The sequence below is a fragment of the Paracoccus methylarcula genome, assembly GCF_003007735.2.
Classification (GTDB): Bacteria; Pseudomonadota; Alphaproteobacteria; order Rhodobacterales; family Rhodobacteraceae; genus Paracoccus; species Paracoccus methylarcula.
This window is the reverse complement of the sequence record NZ_PXNQ02000001.1, coordinates 90,982-108,151: the sequence shown is the minus strand read 5'-3', so window position 1 is coordinate 108,151 and position 17,170 is coordinate 90,982. Positions and strand designations below refer to the sequence as shown.

Here is a 17,170-nt window from a genome sequence, read left to right as displayed (position 1 = left end):
GACATGCAGCCATCCATCCGCGAGGCGGTTCAGCCCTCCTTATGGGACCGCCTTGTGGACGAATTGCATGGTCTGGGCGCCGAAACGGCCGCACTGAGACGAGAGTTGGCCAGGAAACTGGGCGGCGATCAGGCGGTCGGGATGCTGCTGGCCGAGGGCGCCAGGTCGATCGAGCGGGACGAAAGCCTCGACGACGAAACACGGCGGCTGGCCCACAGGCTGGCCGGGCTTTTGCGGCGCCAGCGGCGGCTTGAGGAAGGCGGCGTCATCGTCACCCCGGATCTTCTGCGCGAGGCCGTCCGGCGAGATATCGAGATGCTGTTCAATATCGAGCGGCTCGAAGCGGATTACCTGCTGAGCGAACGCGAAATGACCAGCACCAGCAGCCCCGGTGAACTGCTGGCCGATTACCCCGAGATCCGCCGTTCGGTCCTGAATTACGGGGTGCCATCCTTTTCCGGCCGGCACGGTTCCGACTTCGATCCTGATGTGCTGTCACGCGAATTGACCGAGGTGCTGCGCATATTCGAGCCGCGCCTGAAAGGCGAAACGATCCGCGTCAAGGTCTCGACCAGCGACAAGACCGGCCTGCGGATCGAGATCGACGCGCTGTTGATGCTGACCCCGGTTCCCGAGCGGTTGCGCCTGTCCACGATGATCGACCTGGATAATGGCCGCGCGATCACCTCGATGGAGGATCGTTGATGGACCGGGTCTTCCTCGATTACTACGAAGAAGAGTTGCAGCATATCCGTACGCTGGCGACCGAGTTTTCGGCGCTGCATCCCAATGTCGCGCGCAACCTGTCGCTGGATTCGGTGCCCTGTCCAGACCCTTATGTCGAGCGTCTGCTGGAGGGCGTGGCCTTTCTGGCGGCCCGCACGCGGCTGAAGGTGGACGCGGAATCCAGCCGCTATGTCCGCGACATGCTCGACACGCTGTATCCCGATCTTGCCGGGCCGGCCCCGGCGATGACCATCGCCGAACTGGCACCCGGCCCGCAGGTCGACGTGATGCTGGATGGCCATATCGTGCGGCGCGGCACGCGGCTGGTCTCGTCACTGCGCGAAGGGACGCGGACACGCTGCACCTATACCACCGCGCAGGATGTCAGCATGTGGCCGCTGCGGCTGCTGTCGGGAGATTACCTGCAGGACAAGGGCGCGCTGGTGCAGGCCGGGCTGTCCGAGCGCGCGACCCGCAATGCCTCGGCCGGCCTTCGGCTGAAGATCGGCCGTCGGGGCGCCGGATCCCTGTCCGAGTTGTCGCTGGATGCGCTGCCCGTCTTTTTCGGCGCGGGCCAGCGGGGCGGTGCGATCTTCGATGCCATTTTCGGTTTTGGCGAGGGGGCGCTGGCACGGCCTGCTGACGGTAGCCTGCCCTTCCGGCAGATCGGTCGGCCTGCCATGGTCGGGATCGGGGATGACGAAGCCCTGCTGCCCCGGGTGCGGCATTCATTCGAGGGCTATCGGCTGCTACGCGAATATTTCCTGATGCCCGAGCGGTTCCATTTCGTCCACCTGAGCGGGCTGTCTCCCATGGTCCGTGCCTGCACCACGGTGCAGGCGGCGCTTGAGGTGATTATCCCCCTCTCGCGCCAGCGTGCCGAGCTTGCGGGCATATCGGCCGGCGATTTCCGGCTGTTCGCGACGCCGCTGGTCAACCTGTTCGAACATGAATGCAATATCGTCGAACTGCGCCCGGGCCGCGCGGCACATCCGGTTCACGCCGACCGGACCCGGCCCAAGGATTTCGAGATCTACCGCCTGCTGCGCGTCGATGACGCCGCCGTCGAGGGACCGCAGGCCCGGGTCGCGCCGCTCATCTCGGTCGAGGCGCGGGCCGAAAGCGGCCATGTCTACACGACCGAGCGCCGCCCCCGCCGTCCCGACACCGAAGAGGTGCGGCGCGGCCAGACGCGCTCCAGCTATTCGGGTGATGATTTCTATATCTCGGTCTCACGCCCCGCCGATGCCCGTGCGATTCCGCCGATCACGCAGCTTGATATCCGGGCGCTGTGCACGAACCGCGATCTGCCGATCCTGGATGACCGCCCGACGCTGACACTGGAAACCGGCGATCCGGTCCAGCAGGTCAGGCTGCTTGGGGCGATGCGGCGCCCGCGCGCCTCGTTGCGGGCCGCGTTGCCGTCGGGAGCCACCAATGACAGGCAGATGGACGATCTGACCTGGCGCTGGATTTCGCAGCTCAGCCTCAATCACATCTCGCTGGCCGTCGATGAAAAGGATGCCGAGCCGCTGCGTGCGCTGATCCGGCTTTATGCTGATCGGGGCGATCCGGCGCTGACCCAGCATGGCGATGCGCTTGGCCGGGTGATGTCGCGTGCTGTCGTGGACCGGCTGCAGATCCCCGGCCCGCTATGCTTTGCACATGGCACCGAGATCACGCTGGACATCAACGAGGCCCTGCTGTCCGGCGGCAGCCAGTTGCTGCTTTCTGCGCTGCTGGCGCGTCTGTTCAACCGGCAGGCAGCCATCAATTCCTTTGTCCGCACCAAGGCGCGGCTGGTTCAGTCACAAACGGAGGTGGTATGGCCGATGACAACCGGCACCCGCGCCCTGATCTGACGGCCGCGCCAGTGCCCGACATCGCCAATATGGATTTCTTCGAATTGCTGCGGCAGCTCGAAACCGAAACCATGCGCTTTGGCCGGTGCGGCGGCGCCGATGCCGAGCCCGCACGGCTGGCCCAGCAGCCCCGGCAGGGTTTTGCGGTCGGCGACCTGGCCGAGTTCACGCCAGGCACGGAAACCGGCAAGCCGCAGGTATGCGTGAATGTGCTGGGCCTGATCGGGCCCGAAGGTCCGATGCCACTGCATCTGACACGCTGGATCATCGCGCGCCAGTCCAGCCGCTGGTTCGCCGGCGGCAGCCATAGCGGCGCGACCTCGGACACCTCCTTCCTCGACTTCCTCAACATGCTGCAACACCGGATGATGGCGCTGTACTGGCGGGCCTGGGCCGATGCGCGGGCAGGCGTGCAGATCGCCCATGGCGAAGGAGGCCAGGTCATGGCGATGATGCGGGCGCTGGCCGGTATCGGCCTGCCCGGCAGCCGCAGCGACGATCCGCGCATCGACGGATCGAAACTGCACCACGCCACCTCACTGGCGCAAGTGGTGCGGGGGCCGGGGCGGCTGACCTCGTTTCTGGAATCGGTGCTGGGCATGCCGGTGACGCTGTCGGAATTCGTGGGGGTCTGGCTGGATATTCCCGAAAATCTGCAAACCCGCATCGGCGTTCAGCATACCGGCCTGGGCACCGGGGCCATGGTCGGAGCGCGCCGCTTTGACCGGCAATCCCGCGCCGAGATACGGCTTGGTCCGCTATCGCGTGCGGAATTCGACCGCTTCACCGACGATCCGCTCAGCCGCGGGCGGCTGCGTCACGCGCTGCTCTTTGCGCAGGGCAACGATATCGATTTCGATGTGCGTCTGGTTCTGGCCGCCGACGAGGTGCCGCAGGCAAGGCTTGGCGCCTGCCGCGTGGGCCTGACAAGCTGGATCGAGCCCAAGACAGGCCACGATGCCGATGATCTCTGCTATACTCGGATCAATCGCAGGCCCGTGACCGCCGGTGCAGAAAGGGGCGCGGCATGAATGTAAGACTAGTCATCGAATCTGCCCCCCATGCGCAGCCCGAAACCGAGCGCGTCTTTACCGGCGGACGCATGGTGATCGGGCGCAGCGACGATGCCGATTGGCCGCTGCACGATCCCGACATGTATGTCTCGCGCCAGCACTGCATCCTGACCGAGGCCGATGACCGGGTCATGGTCACGGATGCATCAGCAGCGGGTTGTTCATCGACAATGCCGCCAATCCGGTGGGCGCCGGCAAGGCCGTACCGATCGAACCCGGCATGCGGCTGCGCATGGGCGATATCGTTATGCGGGTCGAGGCGTTGTCGGGCACCGAAACCGAACCCCGCAAGCCTGAAACGGCTGGCGGTCTGGTCTTTGACTTTGACCGCAACGAGGGCGAACCGCCCCCGCCCGAACCCTTGCCGCGGCCCAAGGACCTGCCCGATCCGTTCGGCCTGTCCAGCAAGGCCCGCAGCCACGAACGGCCGCGCGCACCCGCACCGCCAAAGCCGCTGGATCAAGAGGATGCCTTTGGTCTCGATCTGCGCAAACCCTTTGACCGGCCCGAAGAGGCGACAACGCCCCAATCCGGACCGGCCCAGAAGCGGGGCGGGTATTTCACCGACACGCCCACGCCTCCTGCCCCGCCACCCGACGACACACCCGCACCGGCATCAGCGCCCAAATCCGATATCTTCGCCGATTGGGACGGGCCAGAGGCCAGGCCGGCGCCCCCGGCGGAAGAACCCGCCGCCGGGCAGGTGTCGCCCGCGCCGGAACCGCCACCACCGCCCCCGCCCGAGCCGGAACCACCCGCGCCTTTGCCAGAGGGCGCCGAGCGCGACATTCACGCAGCCCTGCTGCGTGGCATGGGGCTGGACCCGTCGCAATTCACCGGCGATCCGGCTCAGCAGGCCGAGCGGATCGGGCGCGCCATGCGCCTTCTGGTCGATGGGTTGATGCAGCAGCTTCGGACCCGTGCGCAGGCCAAGCAGAAGGCACGGGTGGCGCAAACGATCATCGCCAGTTCCGATGTGAACCCGCTGAAATTCCTGGCCACGCCCGAGGATGTGCTCGCCAGCTTTGTCCGGCCGCGCGGGCGGGGCTATCTGGACCCCGAGGAGGCGCTGGAACAGGCCTTTCGTGACCTGACCGATCACCAGTTGCGCATATGGACCGCGCTGCAGGCCGCGCTGCGGCGGATGATCGACAGGTTCGACCCCGAGGAAATCGAGAAGGCGATGGCGGATGTCGGCCTTCTGGAAAGCCTGATCGCCGGGGGCCGCAGCGCCAAGCTGTGGCGCCTTTACGAAGAACGCTATCGCGAGATCGCCCGTTCGGCCGAGGATCAGTTCCTGGGCGAGGTCGCGCCGATTTTCGCGATGCGTATGAAAGTGGAAGGAGGACGCAAGATGACAAGCGGTCTTAACAGAAGGCTCCTGCTGGCCGCCGGAGCGAGTGCCGCGCTGCTGCTGGCGGGCTGCGGGGGGGAAACGCCGCCGACGGTTCTTGCCGTCACGGCGACGGGATCGGCGGGCATGAACCCCGGCTCGGATGGGGCGGACCGCCCGGTGACGGTGCAGGTGCTGCAGCTTTCCGGCACCGGCGCGTTCGATTCCGCCGACTACCTGGCCCTGCAGGATCCTGCGGCGGCGCTTGGCGGCGATCTGGTCAAGGCCGATCAACTGGTGTTGGGGCCGGGCGCCACGGTGTCGAAAGCCATTACCGTGCAGGCGGGCACCACCGCCATCGGCGTCACGGCAGGCTTCCGCGATCCAACCGGGCGAACCCTGCGCCAACGGATCCCGGTTCCGGCAAAATCGGCCCCGGTGACGATCACCGTCGGATCCAGCGGCATCGCCGTCAGCGGCGGCTAGTCTTTAGCAACGGGAAGCGAATGACGGATAGAAACAAGGTTGTCTGGTCCGAGGGGCTGTATCTCAGGACCCAGCATCTGCAACAGCAGGACCGGCATCTGGGCTGGCTGGTGCGGCAGGCCCTCCGGGCAACGCCGCTGCAAAGCTTTGGCTTTGTCGCGCTGGAACTGGACGGCGCTGCGCTGGATGCCGGGCAGGTGGCGCTGAGCGTCGCCGATGGGGTGATGCCCGATGGCACCGTCTTTTCGGCAAGCGCAAGCTGCCTGCCGATCGAGCCGCTGCCGGTCACCTCAAAGACCGAAGCCGGGCTGATCCATCTTGCGGTTCCCTCTGAAACCACCGGCGGGGCCGAGATCGACCCGGCCCATGCCGAGCCTTCGGGCATGCGTTATCGCGGCGATTACATCACGATCCGCGATGCCATCGCCGCTGGCGCCGAACCGACCGAGATCGAGGTTGCGCGGCTGGCGCCGAAACTGCTGCTGCCGGGGCAGGAAACGCGCGGCTATACGACGCTGCCGCTGGCCCGGTTGACCGGCCTGACATCCGAAGGCGCCGTGGCGCTGGACGATGGATTTCTGGCGCCATCGCCGAATATCTCGGCAGTGCCGTGGTACGGGCAATTCCTGAAGGAGCTGGTCACCGGCATCGACCGGATCGCCGACGCGCATGGCTCGATGGTGCTGGGCGGCGCGGGTGCCTCGATGGAGAACCTGTTGATCCTGGAACTGGCCAATCGCGCGCGGCCGAGACTGGCGCATCTGATGGCACAGAACGATTGCCATCCGTCCGAATTGCTGTGCGAACTGGCCGGGCTGGCCGGACAGATGGCGACCTACGGCGCCTCGTCCCGGCGGATGACGGAACTGCCGATCTATGACCATGCGGATCCGCAGGCGGCCTTTACCACCCTGGCAGATACGCTGCGTTCGCTGATGCTGTCCCTGCGCCATGTCGAACCGAAATCACGGGCGCTGCGTGTCTCGCATCATTCGGAAAACATCTGGACCGTGCGGATCGACAATCCCGAGATCCTGAAATCCAACCGCATCGTGCTGCGCATCGGCGGTGACATGTCCGAGGCGATGCTGCGCAAGATCTTCGTCGATCAGGCGACGGTCGGCGCGGCGGGCGATTTCGACAAGCTGTGGAAATCCAAGCTGCCGGGCATTCCGCTGAAACCGCTGAACTCGCAGCCGCGCGAGATCCCCTATGACGGCGACCGGCTGTGCCTGGAACTTGACCGCGCATCCGAACATTACGCCGCTCTGTCCGATGCGCCGGGCTTCGTGCTGGGCGTGGCCGGCAAGCTGGAACGAGAACCGGAAATCGATTGCTATGCGGTGAACCGATAGGACCAAGATGACCAATGACGATCCCTTCGGGCTGGAAGACGACGCGGCGCGAACCCGCGTCCGGCCACGGCGTTCGGGCGATGCGCGGCAGCCCGCACCCGCGCCTGCGCCTGCGCCTGCGCCTGCGCGCAGCGCGCCGCTGAGGGATGCCAGGGCCAGCGACAACCCCCTTATCCGCGCATTTGCCGCCCTGCTGGGGATCGCGCCCGAACTGGAACGCGCGGTCGCGCCCGAAAATCCCGACCTGTTGCGTAACCGGCTGCAGGACAATCTGACCCATGCCCGCGATGCGGCGGTGACGATGGGCGTGCCGCTGACCCGCGCCGATCAGGGTGCCTGGTTCGTGGGCGCATTGCTGGACGATGTGGCGATCAACACGCCCTGGGGCGGCTCCAGCGGCTGGCCGCGTCAGCCGCTGGTCGCCTCGATGTATGGTAATGTCGATGCCGGCGAGCGTTTCTATGATCTGGCCGAGGAATTGCTGCGCTATCCCGAACGCGATCCGCAACTGCTGGAACTGGTCTTCCTGTGCCTGTCGCTTGGCTTTCGCGGCAAATACCGCATCAGCGGCCCGGCGGGCGAGGCCGAGATCGCCCGCCTGCGCGCCCAGATGGCGCGCGTGCTGCATGATCGCGATGCGGCCGATGCGCCGCTGTCGCCGCATTGGCAGGGCGTGGTGGCCGAGGATGAGGACCGCAAGTTCATCGTGCCGATCTGGTCGCTGGCGCTGATGGCCATTGCGCTGGTCACGGCGATCTATGTGGGTCTCGGCATCCGCCTGTCGGGTCGTGGCGAGGATCTGTTCACGCTGGCGGGCGTGCTGCCACCGCCCGAACGCGCGGCAATCTATCGTCCGGTGATCGAGACCGAGGAACAGCCGCAGTTGACCGCGAACCCGCTGTTGTTCGAATTGCTGCCACTGTTTGCCGAAGCCGCTCCCGCCGACACCGCAGCCGCGCTGACCGGGCGCGAGGATGTGTCGCTTGCCGTGGTCGTGGTGCAGGCCAGCGACCCCGAGGTATTCCGCTCGGCCAAGGCCGATATCAACGATGCCTATGGCCCGCTGATCACCTCGATTGCCGCGGTCATCATCGACAATGCGGACCTGATCGGCTCGGTCCGCGTGGCCGGGCATACCGACAGCGTGCCGGTTCAGACCTCGAACCCGTTCCGGTCCAATCAGGGGCTCAGCGAGGCGCGCGCCAGGACCATCGCCGACCTGCTGGTCGCGGCGGGCGTGCCGGCAGGGCTGGTCACATCCGAAGGCAAGGCCGCGACGGAACCCATCGCCGATAACGGAACCCGGGAAGGCCGGGCCCGCAATCGCCGGGTCGAGATCATCCTGCAGAAGAAGGTCTAGGCGATGACGGTGCTCAAGAAGATCTTCGGCTTCCTCTTCTCGCGCTTCCTGTGGACGCTGATCGGGGTTGCCATCCTGTGTGCGCTGATCTGGTTTTACGGTCCGCTGATCTCGTTCGGCAACAGCCAGCCGCTGGCATCGGACCTGACGCGGATCATCGTGATCGGGATCATCATCATCCTGTGGCTGCTATCGATGCTGATCCGCCAGATGCGCGCGGCCAGGGCCAACCGCGTCTTCGTGCAGGAACTGGCCGCCCCCCCGCCCGAGATCGAGCGCGGTCCGGGCGACGAGAACCTGGCCGAGGTGCAAAGCAAGTTCCAGGGTGTTCTGGAACAGATGAAACGCTCGAAACTGGGCAGCCGCAAATTCCTGCGCGACATGCCCTGGTATGTCATCATCGGCCCGCCCGGCACCGGCAAGACCACGGCGCTGCGCCAGTCGGGCCTGCATTTCCCCATCGACCTGTCCGACGATCTGAAAGGCGTCGGCGGCACGCGCAATTGCGATTGGTTCTTTACCGAGGACGCCGTGCTGATCGACACCGCCGGACGCTATGTCGAGCAGCAATCCGACCCCGAGGCCGACGCGGCCGAGTGGAAGGGCTTCATGGATCTGCTGGTCAAGCATCGCGGGCGGCGGGCGTGAACGGCGTGATCCTGACCCTGTCGGTGCAGGAACTGACCGCCGATGACGCCACGATCCGCGATTACGGGCGCGAGATCAGGAAACGGCTGGCCGAGCTGCGCGAACAGACCGGGCTGAAGCTGCCGGTTTATCTGATGATCACGAAATCCGACCTGATCCCCGGATTCGAGGCGTTTTTCGGCGATCTGAACACGCGCGAGCGCGAACAGGTCTGGGGCGCGACCCTGGGCACCGCCGACCGTGTCGACGGGCTGACGGTCGAACGCGAAATGAAGGTCTTGCAGGAATCGCTGGAAAACCGCCTGATCGACCGCATCAATGACGATCTGCCGCTGTCCGAACGCGCGCTGGTGTTCCGCTTCCCCTCGCAACTGGACCGGCTGACCGGCCCGCTGAAAGTACTGGTCGAGGCGGCGTTCGGCGAAAGCCGTTACGAAGAAAGCCCATGGCTGCGCGGGGTCTATTTCACATCGGCCACGCAGGAAGGCTCCCCCATCGATCAGATGCTGGGCGGCATTGCCGGGTCACTTGGCCTCTCCGCGCCACAGCCCGAACAGCGCCGCCATGGCGACAAGCGCAGCTTCTTCCTGCGCAACCTGCTGACCGACCTCATCTTCCCCGAAGCCGGTCTTGGCACGTTCGATCCCCGGGCCGAGGAACGCCGCCGCTGGATCTGGCGCGGCTCGCTGGCCGCGTCGGCGATTGCGGTCGTGCTGCTGGGTACCTTGTTCCTGTTTTCCTATCTGCGATGGAACGGCGCGCTTGACGATCAGGAACGCCAGCTTGCCGATCTGACTGCACGGCTGGCCAATGTCGCCGCGCGCGAGGCCCCGACCGATCCCCTGGACCTGAACCTGGCGCTGGATGCCGCGAATTCCACCGCGCTGGCGGCAACACCCACCCCCGGGGGCCCGCTAACCTTGGCAGGCCCCGGTGCCGCGCCGGAACTGGAGCAGGTGCATCGCATCGCCTATGACCGGACGCTGAGGAATATCCTCGAGCCCCGCATGGTGGCGATGACCGAGGCGACCATGTGGCGCCACAGCCGTGACCCGGAATTCCTGCTGGACGCGCTGAAAGCCTATCAGATGCTGACTGGGCAGGCACCCTATGACGCCGATTTCCTGGGCGCCTGGTGGCAAGGCGCACTGCCGGAATATGCCCCTATCGACCCTTTCCCGACCGAGGAAAGCCTGGATCATCAGCTTGCCGCGCTGGACCGGATGCGGTCCGAGGAAAACAAGATCGCACCCGATCCGCAACTGATCTCGGCCGCGCTGCAAAGCATCTGCACCATTCCCCTGGCGGTCCGGGCCTATCGCAGCCTGCGCTCGGATCCGTTGGTGGCGGGCCTGCCGGATTGGGTGCCCGCCGAAAATACCGGGCCGAACGGCGCCCGCGTCCTGACCCGGTTGTCGGAAAAATCGCTGCGCGTCGGATTGCCCGGTGCCTTCACCTATGACGGGTTCCACAACTCCGTACTGCCCCTGATCCCCGAGGTTGCGGCGCAGGCGGCACTGGATCGCGCCGTCTTTGCCGGGGGCTGCAACGAAAACGCCGAAGCCTCGGAAGAGACCCTGGAGGCCGATATCCTCAAGCTCTATTACGATGATTTCATCGCGCAATGGGATGGATTCCTGCGAGATATCCGCCTGACCCCGATCACCGATCTGGCCGAGGCGCAGCGCAACCTGAAAGACCTGTCCTCGGCCGACAGCGCGCTGAAACGGCTGCTGGAATCGGTGGTGGCGGAAACCGATCTCGCCCGCCCCACAGAGGAAGAAGGCGGCGGCGACAACGCCGCGCTGCAAAAGGGCGGAACGAAGGCGGCATCGAAACTGGGCAAGCTTGGCAAGCTGGTGAAAGCCGGCACCAAGATCGCCAGAAAGACCGGCGCCGGCGGGTCGGAGGCCGAACCGCCGCCCCCGCCGGGCCAGCCGGTCTCGGATCATTTCTTGACCATCCGCAGCACCGTGCAAGAGGTCGATGGCCAACCGCCGCTGCTGGACGACGCCGTGGCCGCGCTGGCCGCGCTGTCGAGCGAATTGCAGACCGTCGCCGCCAGCCCCGATCCGCAATCGGCGCTGCTGGCGCGGGGCGGCCTGCCGGAACTGACCGGCACAATCGCGAACGAGGCCGCCCTCCTGCCCGACCCGATCGACAAATGGGTCGCTGGCATTGCGGGCGATACGATCAGCGTTACGCGCGAGGCGGTGATCGCCCAGCTGAACGCGCGCTGGCGGGCCGATGTGCTGCCTTTCTGCCGGTCCGCGACAGGTGGGCGCTATCCCTTTGACCAAAGTTCGGCCATCGATGTGAACACGCAGGATTTCCAGCGCCTGTTCGGACCGGGCGGGCTGATCGACACATTCGTCAACGACAATCTGGCGGCCTATGTGGACAGCACCGTCAGGCCCTGGCAATGGCGCGCCGATTTCGGGCTGGACGCGGGCCTGCTGGCCCCGTTCGAGCGCGCCCGGTCCATGCGCGACGCGCTGTTCCCTGGCGGCTCCGGTCCGGTCATGGCTTTCACGCTGCAGGCGACCGACCTGTCGGCCAATGCCAGCCGGGTGACGCTGAACGTGGACGGGCAGGCGCTGACCTATTTCAACGCCGCCACCCGGCCCGAGCCGATGACATGGCCCGGCAGTGACGGGACCAACATGATCACGCTCAGCTTTGCGCCCATCGATGGCGCGGCCGAGGTCATCACCTCGGAAAGCGGCAGTTGGGCATTCCTGCGCCTGATCCGCGGCGGGGCGCTGTCCAAGACGGCGCAGCCCGATGTCTTTGCCCTGCGGCTGTCGGCACAGGGATTTTCGTCCAGCTTCGACCTGCGCGCCAATTCGGTCGAGAACCCCTTTGATCTGACCATGTTCTCGGGCTTCAACTGCCCGTCCGGGTTCTGAACGGTGGCAACGGGTTTCTTTGGCAAGCTGCCCGTGCGCGGCGATTTCGTGGCCCGGGGCCTGCCGTCCGGCGCGCGCCCGGTCGTGGATCGCTGGCTGACCCGTGTTCTGTCGCCCATGGCCCGCCGGCCCGAATGCTGGCCCGGAGGCGGATTGCGCGGCCTGATCGCCCATGGCGAGGGTGCGCTGGCCCTGCTGATCCTGCCAAGCCGCGACGCTGCCGGGCGCCACTTCATGCTTGCCGCCGTCGTCCCGTCAAACGGCACCGGACAGGCACAGGTCGATGCATGGGCTGAACAGGTGCTGCCCGCGCTGACCCGCGCGGTCGAGGGCGATCTGGACGCAAACAATCTGATCGCGCTGCTGGCCGATCTGACATTGCCTGCGGGCGGCACTGCGTCAAGCCCGCCGCTGCTTTGGGCCGAAAACGGTGCGCCCCAGGATCCGGCAACCTTTGTCGCGCAGATGGCAGGCGCCTGACGGCCCGTCAGTTCTGGTTGATCTTGCTGCCCTTGATGGTGACTTCGCTGTCGGCCTTGACGTTGATCTTGCCCGATCCCTTTGTCGTGATATCCTTGCCTTCCATGGTGACCGTGCCGTCCTTTTTCATCGTCAGCGCCGCCTTGCCGCATTTCAGGACAATCTGATCCGCCGCCTCGATCACGATGGTCTTGCCCGCGCTGATGGCAAGATCTTCCCCGATCTGTTCGCTGGCCGATTTCCCGACCGAGATCGTGCTGGCCTCGCCCACGGTGATGCTGCTGTTCTTGCCGACATCCAGCGAACGGTCCTTGCCGATCGTGGTGCTTTCATTGCCGCCGATGGTCCAGCTGTCATCCTTGCCGATGAAATGCTGCTGTTCCGCCGCCACCGTCACCGAGCGTTCGGCCCCGATGGTGTTTGTCTGGGCGGCACCGACCAGCCGCGTCTCGACCGCACCAACCGTATCGGTTCGAGCGGCCTTGACGGTGATGGTCTGGTTCAAGCCAACGGTCTGGCTGTGATTGGAGCCGATATTTTCGGTCGAGTTGCTGCCGATGTCGATGGTTTCATCAACGCCAACCTTCAACGCGCGGTTCGTGCCCACCGTCTCGTCGTCGTTATTGCCGATATTGACGGTCCGGTCGACGCCGACCGTGGTCGATTTATTGTTGTCGACCGCTTCCGTGCGGTCATGGCCCACCCATTGCGTCGCGTCATTCACGACCTCTTCCGAGAAGTCATTGCCGATATGACGGGATTCGTTGTTCTTGACCAGTTCGTTATGGTCTTTCTGGGCCTGGAAATAGACCTCTTCGCTGCCGGCCTTGTCCTCGAAGCGCAACTCGTTCCAGCCACCGCCGCCGGGGCTGGAATTCGATTTCCAGCCCGATTGCGTGGCGCTGCCGGGCAGGCCGTAAGGGGGCATCTGCTCGGCATTATAGACACGGCCGGTGATGATCGGCTGATCGGGGTCGCCTTCCAGAAAATCGACGATCACCTCCTGCCCGATGCGCGGGATCTGGATGAAACCCCAGCCCGAACCCGCCCAGGCACTGCTGACGCGAATGAAACAGGTGGTGTTTTCGTCCTTCTTACCCGCGCGGTCCCAGTGGAACTGAACCTTCACGCGGCTGTATTCGTCGGTATAGATCTCTTCGCCGCCCGGCCCCACGACAATAGCGGTTTGCGGGCCCTTCATCGCCGGCCTCGGCGTCTTGCGCAACGGACGATACGCCCGCCCTGCGGCACCAGCGTATAGATCGCGGAAAAGCCGCCCCCATCGGCTGTCCGCGCCAGGTCGTCCTCGATCGACAGCGCGCGGCTGGTCGCGTCACTCACGTCGCGCCCGCGCGTGCGATAGCGGCTGCCACGAATGTCATAGACCGCCCGCTCGATGACATAGGCGTCATTTTCGGCGCTGCGGGGAAACCCGGTCAGCTTGAACATATTGCCCGAAGACGGGCCGGCTGCCGTCGACAGCGCCGTAATCACGCAGGCATGGGACTGGTCCTGCCTGTTGCGGATCCGGGCCAGATCGTCGCCGCGGCCATGTTCGATGTAATTCCCCGGATAGCTGTATCGCGCACCGCCGCTTTCGCTGTGATCCAGTGCATTCTCCGACCGCGCCGTCAGGTCGGCGGATGGTTTCTCGAAATCGTAATCAGTCAGGCTGTGACTGCCGGGCACGATGCTGTCCACCCGGCTGAACCGGGTGATCCGCCCAGTGCCGGTATGCCGATCCGCCCGGCTGTCCCTGAATTCCAGCGTGCCGTAAGGCGCGGCCGGTTTCAGCTTGTCGACATCATCGCACAAAACCAGCGCATGCTTGCCGTCCTCGAAGCGGAAGAAATAGAATATGCCCTCATGCTCCAGCAGCCGCTGGACGAAATTCAGGTCGCTTTCGTCATATTGAACGCAGTAATCGCGCTGCGGCGGCTTGGACAGCAGGTTCCATTCGTAATCGGTGCAGCCATGCTGATCCAGGATCTCACTGACAATATCGACCACCGTCATTTCCTGAAAAATGCGATTATCGGTCGTCTTGCCCAGCAGCCAAAGCCGCGGCCGCAGGATCAGATGGTAAAGCCAGTGCCCTTCGTCATCCGATCCCGCAAAGCGGAACCCGTCGACTATGCCATGGAAAAAGCGCGCCACATCGGGATTGTCACGATCCGCCGTCAGCTTCAGGCCGACCTCCTGCCCCAGCAGATCGTTGGACTTGAGGTCGGGCGTGCCGCTGATCGCGCTGATATCGAATTCAAAGCAGCGGCTCAGCGAATCATGGCCGCTGAGCGCCATGAAAGCCAGCCCCTTGAAATCCGCCATCGGCGTCGTGTCCAGCGCGGCCTCTGTAGGCAGAGGCGTTTTCAGCAAGGCGAAGCGATCGGCGGGCATGGCTGCTCTTTCCAAAAAGGTCGCGGAATATCGGGGCGGTAAATCTTCGCCAATTGATTATACCGCGAAAAGGCAAATCCTGGAAATATCCGTGCTATAAACTTGGCGGGCAATCAAATCCCTGCATTACGCCGCGCACGGAGACCGGGTTCAGTTTATCCGCGAATGTCATTTCCAGAAAGACGCGGCCGGTATCGCTACGCATATCCAGCAACACCCGCGCGCCGTCATCGCGCAGCCGCAGGCGCAGCGTGTCCATCAGATGCAACAGCCCCCAGGGGCCGGGATGGATCAGCCGCCCCGCATCCGAGCCCTCGCGAAAGCTGACCTCGACGCCTGAATCGGGCGCGGGACCGGGCCAGGACAGCTGCACCGGCGCGCCGGTCGCCAGCACGGGCCTGGCCTCGCCACCGATGGCAACCAGCGTCTGCCCCCGCTCGGCCAGCGCGGCCAGGGTCAGCGGCCTGTCCAGCGTGCCGGATTGGGCGAAAAGCCCCTGCGATATCTGCGCCGCGCGTTCAAAGAAGGCCGCGCTTTCCGGGCTGAGCCCCTCGAACCGGGCCTCGGGTTTCCAGCGCCAAGGGGTTTCATCGGCCTCCAGCAGCGGCAGCGCGTTATTGGCCATGAAAACGCTCAGCGTGCCCTGCGGCCCCAGCAGCCCGGCCAGTCCGGCCATGTCGGTATCCGGTCCCTCGGCGAAGGGATAGCGCCCCTGCACGATCTGTTGGCAGGCCGGAAAGACCTGTTGTTGCCATTGTCGGGTCAGGGCGTTGCCCTCGGCCAATGCGTTTTGCGGCAAGGCCGATTGCGCCAGCACATCCTCGGCGATCTGCACGACGATGCGCGGCGCGGCCTGCAGCGCGGTGATCGAGCGCGCGCGGTCGCCGATGCTCATCAGCCGGTCCGTGCCGTAACGCTGATCCAGGTCCACCGCACCGAGCGCCACGTTCAGCTGGGCAAACAGCGCCTCGATTTCCGCCATGCGGCCCTGTTCGACATATTGGATCGCCGGTCCGAATTCGCGCGCAAGCCGAAGCTGCTGCTCATGGCTGCGCTGCCGGTCCTGACCGCCGACCTGCGCCCAGACCTCGTGCAGAAGACGGGTCAGCGGGTTCTCGGGCCGCGCCAGCGCACCCGAGACGACGATCGCGGTCTCGCGCTGAGCAAAGGGCCGCACGCGCAAATCGGCCAGCCAGTCATCCCATGTCACGACGGTCTGATCCAACAGCCGGTCCATCAGCAGATCCGGCGTCCGGTTTTCAGCCGCCAGAGCCTGGCCGATCACCACGGGCGCGATCGCCCGCGCCTTCTGCACGGCGACACCCACGCCGTAATCGCGCGCATAGTTCCAGCCATCCTGCGTGAACAGCCCCGGCAGGGGCGTGTGCAGCTGCAGGCCCGACCGGCGCATCAGCACCTGTGACAGGCCCGGGACCCGGTCCTCGGGCTGCCATGGCGGCAAGGCGCGCGCCCGATCGGCGCGCAGCAGTTCCAGCCAGGCGCGGTCGGCCTCGGGAATTTCGGCGGCGAAGGCCCGGGCCTGATCGCGCAATTCGGTATCGCGCGGTGCGATGGTCTTGTCCGGGCCGGTCAGCGGGCCGACATGGGCCTCGAGCCCGGCCAGTCCGACACGGGCGCCGTTATCTTCCAGCCAGCCCGCCAGGTATCCCGGGGTCCAACTATCCTGCCCCGTCAGAACCGACCACGCCCTCAGTGCATCATACAGCACCAGCCCGTCGCCCTGTGTCGCGATGGTCAGTTCGATCCCGTCGGCGATGGCGGTGGGCACATAGCTCCGCACGGCCTTGGCATAGACCGCCCTGGCCCGTGCCTCGCTGTCAAGGACGGGCAGGCGGATCATGCGTTTCAGCGGTGCCTGCCCGGCCGCGTCCGCGACCCGATCCACCGCCGCGCGCAGATCGTCCAGCCGGCGCACCAGATCGTCACCGCTGCGCGGGCGATCCAGACCGATGGCCCGCATCTCGGCCTCGAAATTGGCATTAATGCGCTGATGATAGCGGTATTCCAGAAAACCGGCATAGCCGGCCAGCCCCAGCAGCAGCAGCAGCACAAAGCCCGCCACCTTCAGGCCCCAGCCACCGCTTTTGCGGTGCCGATGCGCATCACGGTCGGAATCGGCGCGTTCGAGCAACCCGAGCAGGAACCGGCCCAGATCGGCATAATCTGCGCCCTGCGCGGCAGCGGTGTGCTGAAAATCGCGGATCCGTGCCAGCGACATGTCGCGCCCGTCAAATAGTTGCCGCCGCGCCAGAACCGACCAGGTACCCAGATCGACCTGCGGCAGGGTCCGTGCCCGGCGATCCAGCAGCACCGCCAGACCATAACGCGCCGGTTTCACCGCCTGTTTCGGCGCCCCGGCCCGCAGGGCATCGCCCTCGAACCGGTCCAGCAGTTCCTTCGCCTCGTCGATCAGCCGCGCGGCCCCGCGTCCGGCGCGCAGGTCCAGATCGTCGATCATCTGCAGGACCGGCGCAGCGGCGGGATCAAAGGGTGAAGGCGGCGCGCGTCCGGCGGGCATGG

At 65.6% G+C, this 17,170-nt stretch carries 12 protein-coding genes and 1 pseudogene; 10 read left to right on the top strand and 3 right to left on the bottom strand.

Annotated features, from left to right (window positions below; all coding sequences use genetic code 11):
* Nucleotides 1–3: 3 nt before the first annotated feature.
* The 10 genes and pseudogenes from A7A09_RS00460 (at nucleotide 4) to tagF (ending at nucleotide 12,232) form a co-directional block, all read left to right on the top strand.
* Nucleotides 4–705 carry a type VI secretion system baseplate subunit TssE gene (locus tag A7A09_RS00460; protein WP_106690002.1) on the top strand — a complete coding sequence of 234 codons (702 nt, stop codon included), beginning with the start codon at nucleotides 4–6 and terminating at the stop codon, nucleotides 703–705.
* Entirely contained in the window at nucleotides 705–2,588 is a 1,884-nt protein-coding gene (gene tssF / locus A7A09_RS00455) for a type VI secretion system baseplate subunit TssF (protein ID WP_106689332.1), read from the top strand. Before A7A09_RS00460 ends, tssF begins: the two co-directional genes overlap by 1 nt.
* A complete protein-coding gene (tssG, locus tag A7A09_RS00450) occupies nucleotides 2,552–3,619 on the top strand; it encodes a type VI secretion system baseplate subunit TssG (protein WP_106689330.1) in 1,068 nt (355 codons plus the stop codon). Before tssF ends, tssG begins: the two co-directional genes overlap by 37 nt.
* Nucleotides 3,616–3,762 (top strand): annotated as a pseudogene (locus A7A09_RS21950) (type VI secretion system-associated FHA domain protein TagH); the annotation flags it as partial. The gene tssG and the pseudogene A7A09_RS21950, both read left to right, overlap by 4 nt.
* A gap of 56 nt (nucleotides 3,763–3,818) precedes the next feature.
* Nucleotides 3,819–5,480, top strand: coding sequence for a type VI secretion system-associated FHA domain protein TagH (gene tagH, locus A7A09_RS00440; protein ID WP_106689328.1), 1,662 nt, complete (start codon nucleotides 3,819–3,821; stop codon nucleotides 5,478–5,480).
* 20 nt (nucleotides 5,481–5,500) lie between these two features.
* Nucleotides 5,501–6,835: a type VI secretion system baseplate subunit TssK gene (gene tssK, locus A7A09_RS00435; protein WP_106689326.1), complete on the top strand. Its 1,335-nt coding sequence runs from the start codon at nucleotides 5,501–5,503 to the stop codon at nucleotides 6,833–6,835.
* A gap of 7 nt (nucleotides 6,836–6,842) precedes the next feature.
* Nucleotides 6,843–8,195 (top strand): type IVB secretion system protein IcmH/DotU, encoded by a 1,353-nt coding sequence (gene icmH / locus A7A09_RS00430; RefSeq protein ID WP_106689324.1) that lies wholly within the window; start codon nucleotides 6,843–6,845, stop codon nucleotides 8,193–8,195.
* Between the two features lie 3 nt (nucleotides 8,196–8,198).
* Complete coding sequence (locus tag A7A09_RS21230; protein WP_245999052.1) at nucleotides 8,199–8,843, top strand: hypothetical protein; 645 nt, start codon at nucleotides 8,199–8,201, stop codon at nucleotides 8,841–8,843.
* On the top strand, nucleotides 8,840–11,752 hold the full coding sequence (tssM, locus tag A7A09_RS00425) for a type VI secretion system membrane subunit TssM (protein ID WP_245999051.1): 2,913 nt from the start codon (nucleotides 8,840–8,842) through the stop codon (nucleotides 11,750–11,752). Before A7A09_RS21230 ends, tssM begins: the two co-directional genes overlap by 4 nt.
* A 3-nt stretch (nucleotides 11,753–11,755) precedes the next feature.
* Nucleotides 11,756–12,232, top strand: a complete 477-nt coding sequence (gene tagF / locus A7A09_RS00420; protein ID WP_106689322.1) for a type VI secretion system-associated protein TagF — start codon at nucleotides 11,756–11,758, stop codon at nucleotides 12,230–12,232.
* A gap of 7 nt (nucleotides 12,233–12,239) precedes the next feature.
* On the opposite strand, the gene A7A09_RS21735 is transcribed toward tagF, so the two are convergent.
* From A7A09_RS21735 to A7A09_RS00405, 3 genes are all read right to left on the bottom strand, one after another.
* Nucleotides 12,240–13,457 carry a type VI secretion system Vgr family protein gene (locus A7A09_RS21735; RefSeq protein ID WP_281277291.1) on the bottom strand — a complete coding sequence of 406 codons (1,218 nt, stop codon included), beginning with the start codon at nucleotides 13,455–13,457 and terminating at the stop codon, nucleotides 12,240–12,242.
* Nucleotides 13,430–14,629, bottom strand: coding sequence for a type VI secretion system Vgr family protein (locus A7A09_RS21730; RefSeq protein ID WP_106689319.1), 1,200 nt, complete (start codon nucleotides 14,627–14,629; stop codon nucleotides 13,430–13,432). The genes A7A09_RS21735 and A7A09_RS21730 overlap by 28 nt, the downstream gene beginning before the upstream one ends.
* 94 nt (nucleotides 14,630–14,723) lie before the next feature.
* A complete protein-coding gene (locus tag A7A09_RS00405; RefSeq protein ID WP_106689317.1) occupies nucleotides 14,724–17,168 on the bottom strand; it encodes an ImcF-related family protein in 2,445 nt (814 codons plus the stop codon).
* Nucleotides 17,169–17,170: the final 2 nt, after the last annotated feature.

What these genes read in the sequence shown, in the direction of transcription:
- tssG (WP_106689330.1), top strand. Translation starts at nt 2,552, where the DNA reads ATGGCCGATGACAACCGGCACCCGCGCCCTGATCTGACGGCCGCGCCA.
- tssF (WP_106689332.1), top strand. Translation starts at nt 705, where the DNA reads ATGGACCGGGTCTTCCTCGATTACTACGAAGAAGAGTTGCAGCATATC.
- icmH (WP_106689324.1), top strand. Translation starts at nt 6,843, where the DNA reads ATGACCAATGACGATCCCTTCGGGCTGGAAGACGACGCGGCGCGAACC.
- A7A09_RS21730 (WP_106689319.1), bottom strand. Translation starts at nt 14,629, where the DNA reads ATGCCCGCCGATCGCTTCGCCTTGCTGAAAACGCCTCTGCCTACAGAG.
- A7A09_RS00405 (WP_106689317.1), bottom strand. Translation starts at nt 17,168, where the DNA reads ATGCCCGCCGGACGCGCGCCGCCTTCACCCTTTGATCCCGCCGCTGCG.
- A7A09_RS00460 (WP_106690002.1), top strand. Translation starts at nt 4, where the DNA reads ATGCAGCCATCCATCCGCGAGGCGGTTCAGCCCTCCTTATGGGACCGC.
- tssK (WP_106689326.1), top strand. Translation starts at nt 5,501, where the DNA reads ATGACGGATAGAAACAAGGTTGTCTGGTCCGAGGGGCTGTATCTCAGG.
- A7A09_RS21230 (WP_245999052.1), top strand. Translation starts at nt 8,199, where the DNA reads ATGACGGTGCTCAAGAAGATCTTCGGCTTCCTCTTCTCGCGCTTCCTG.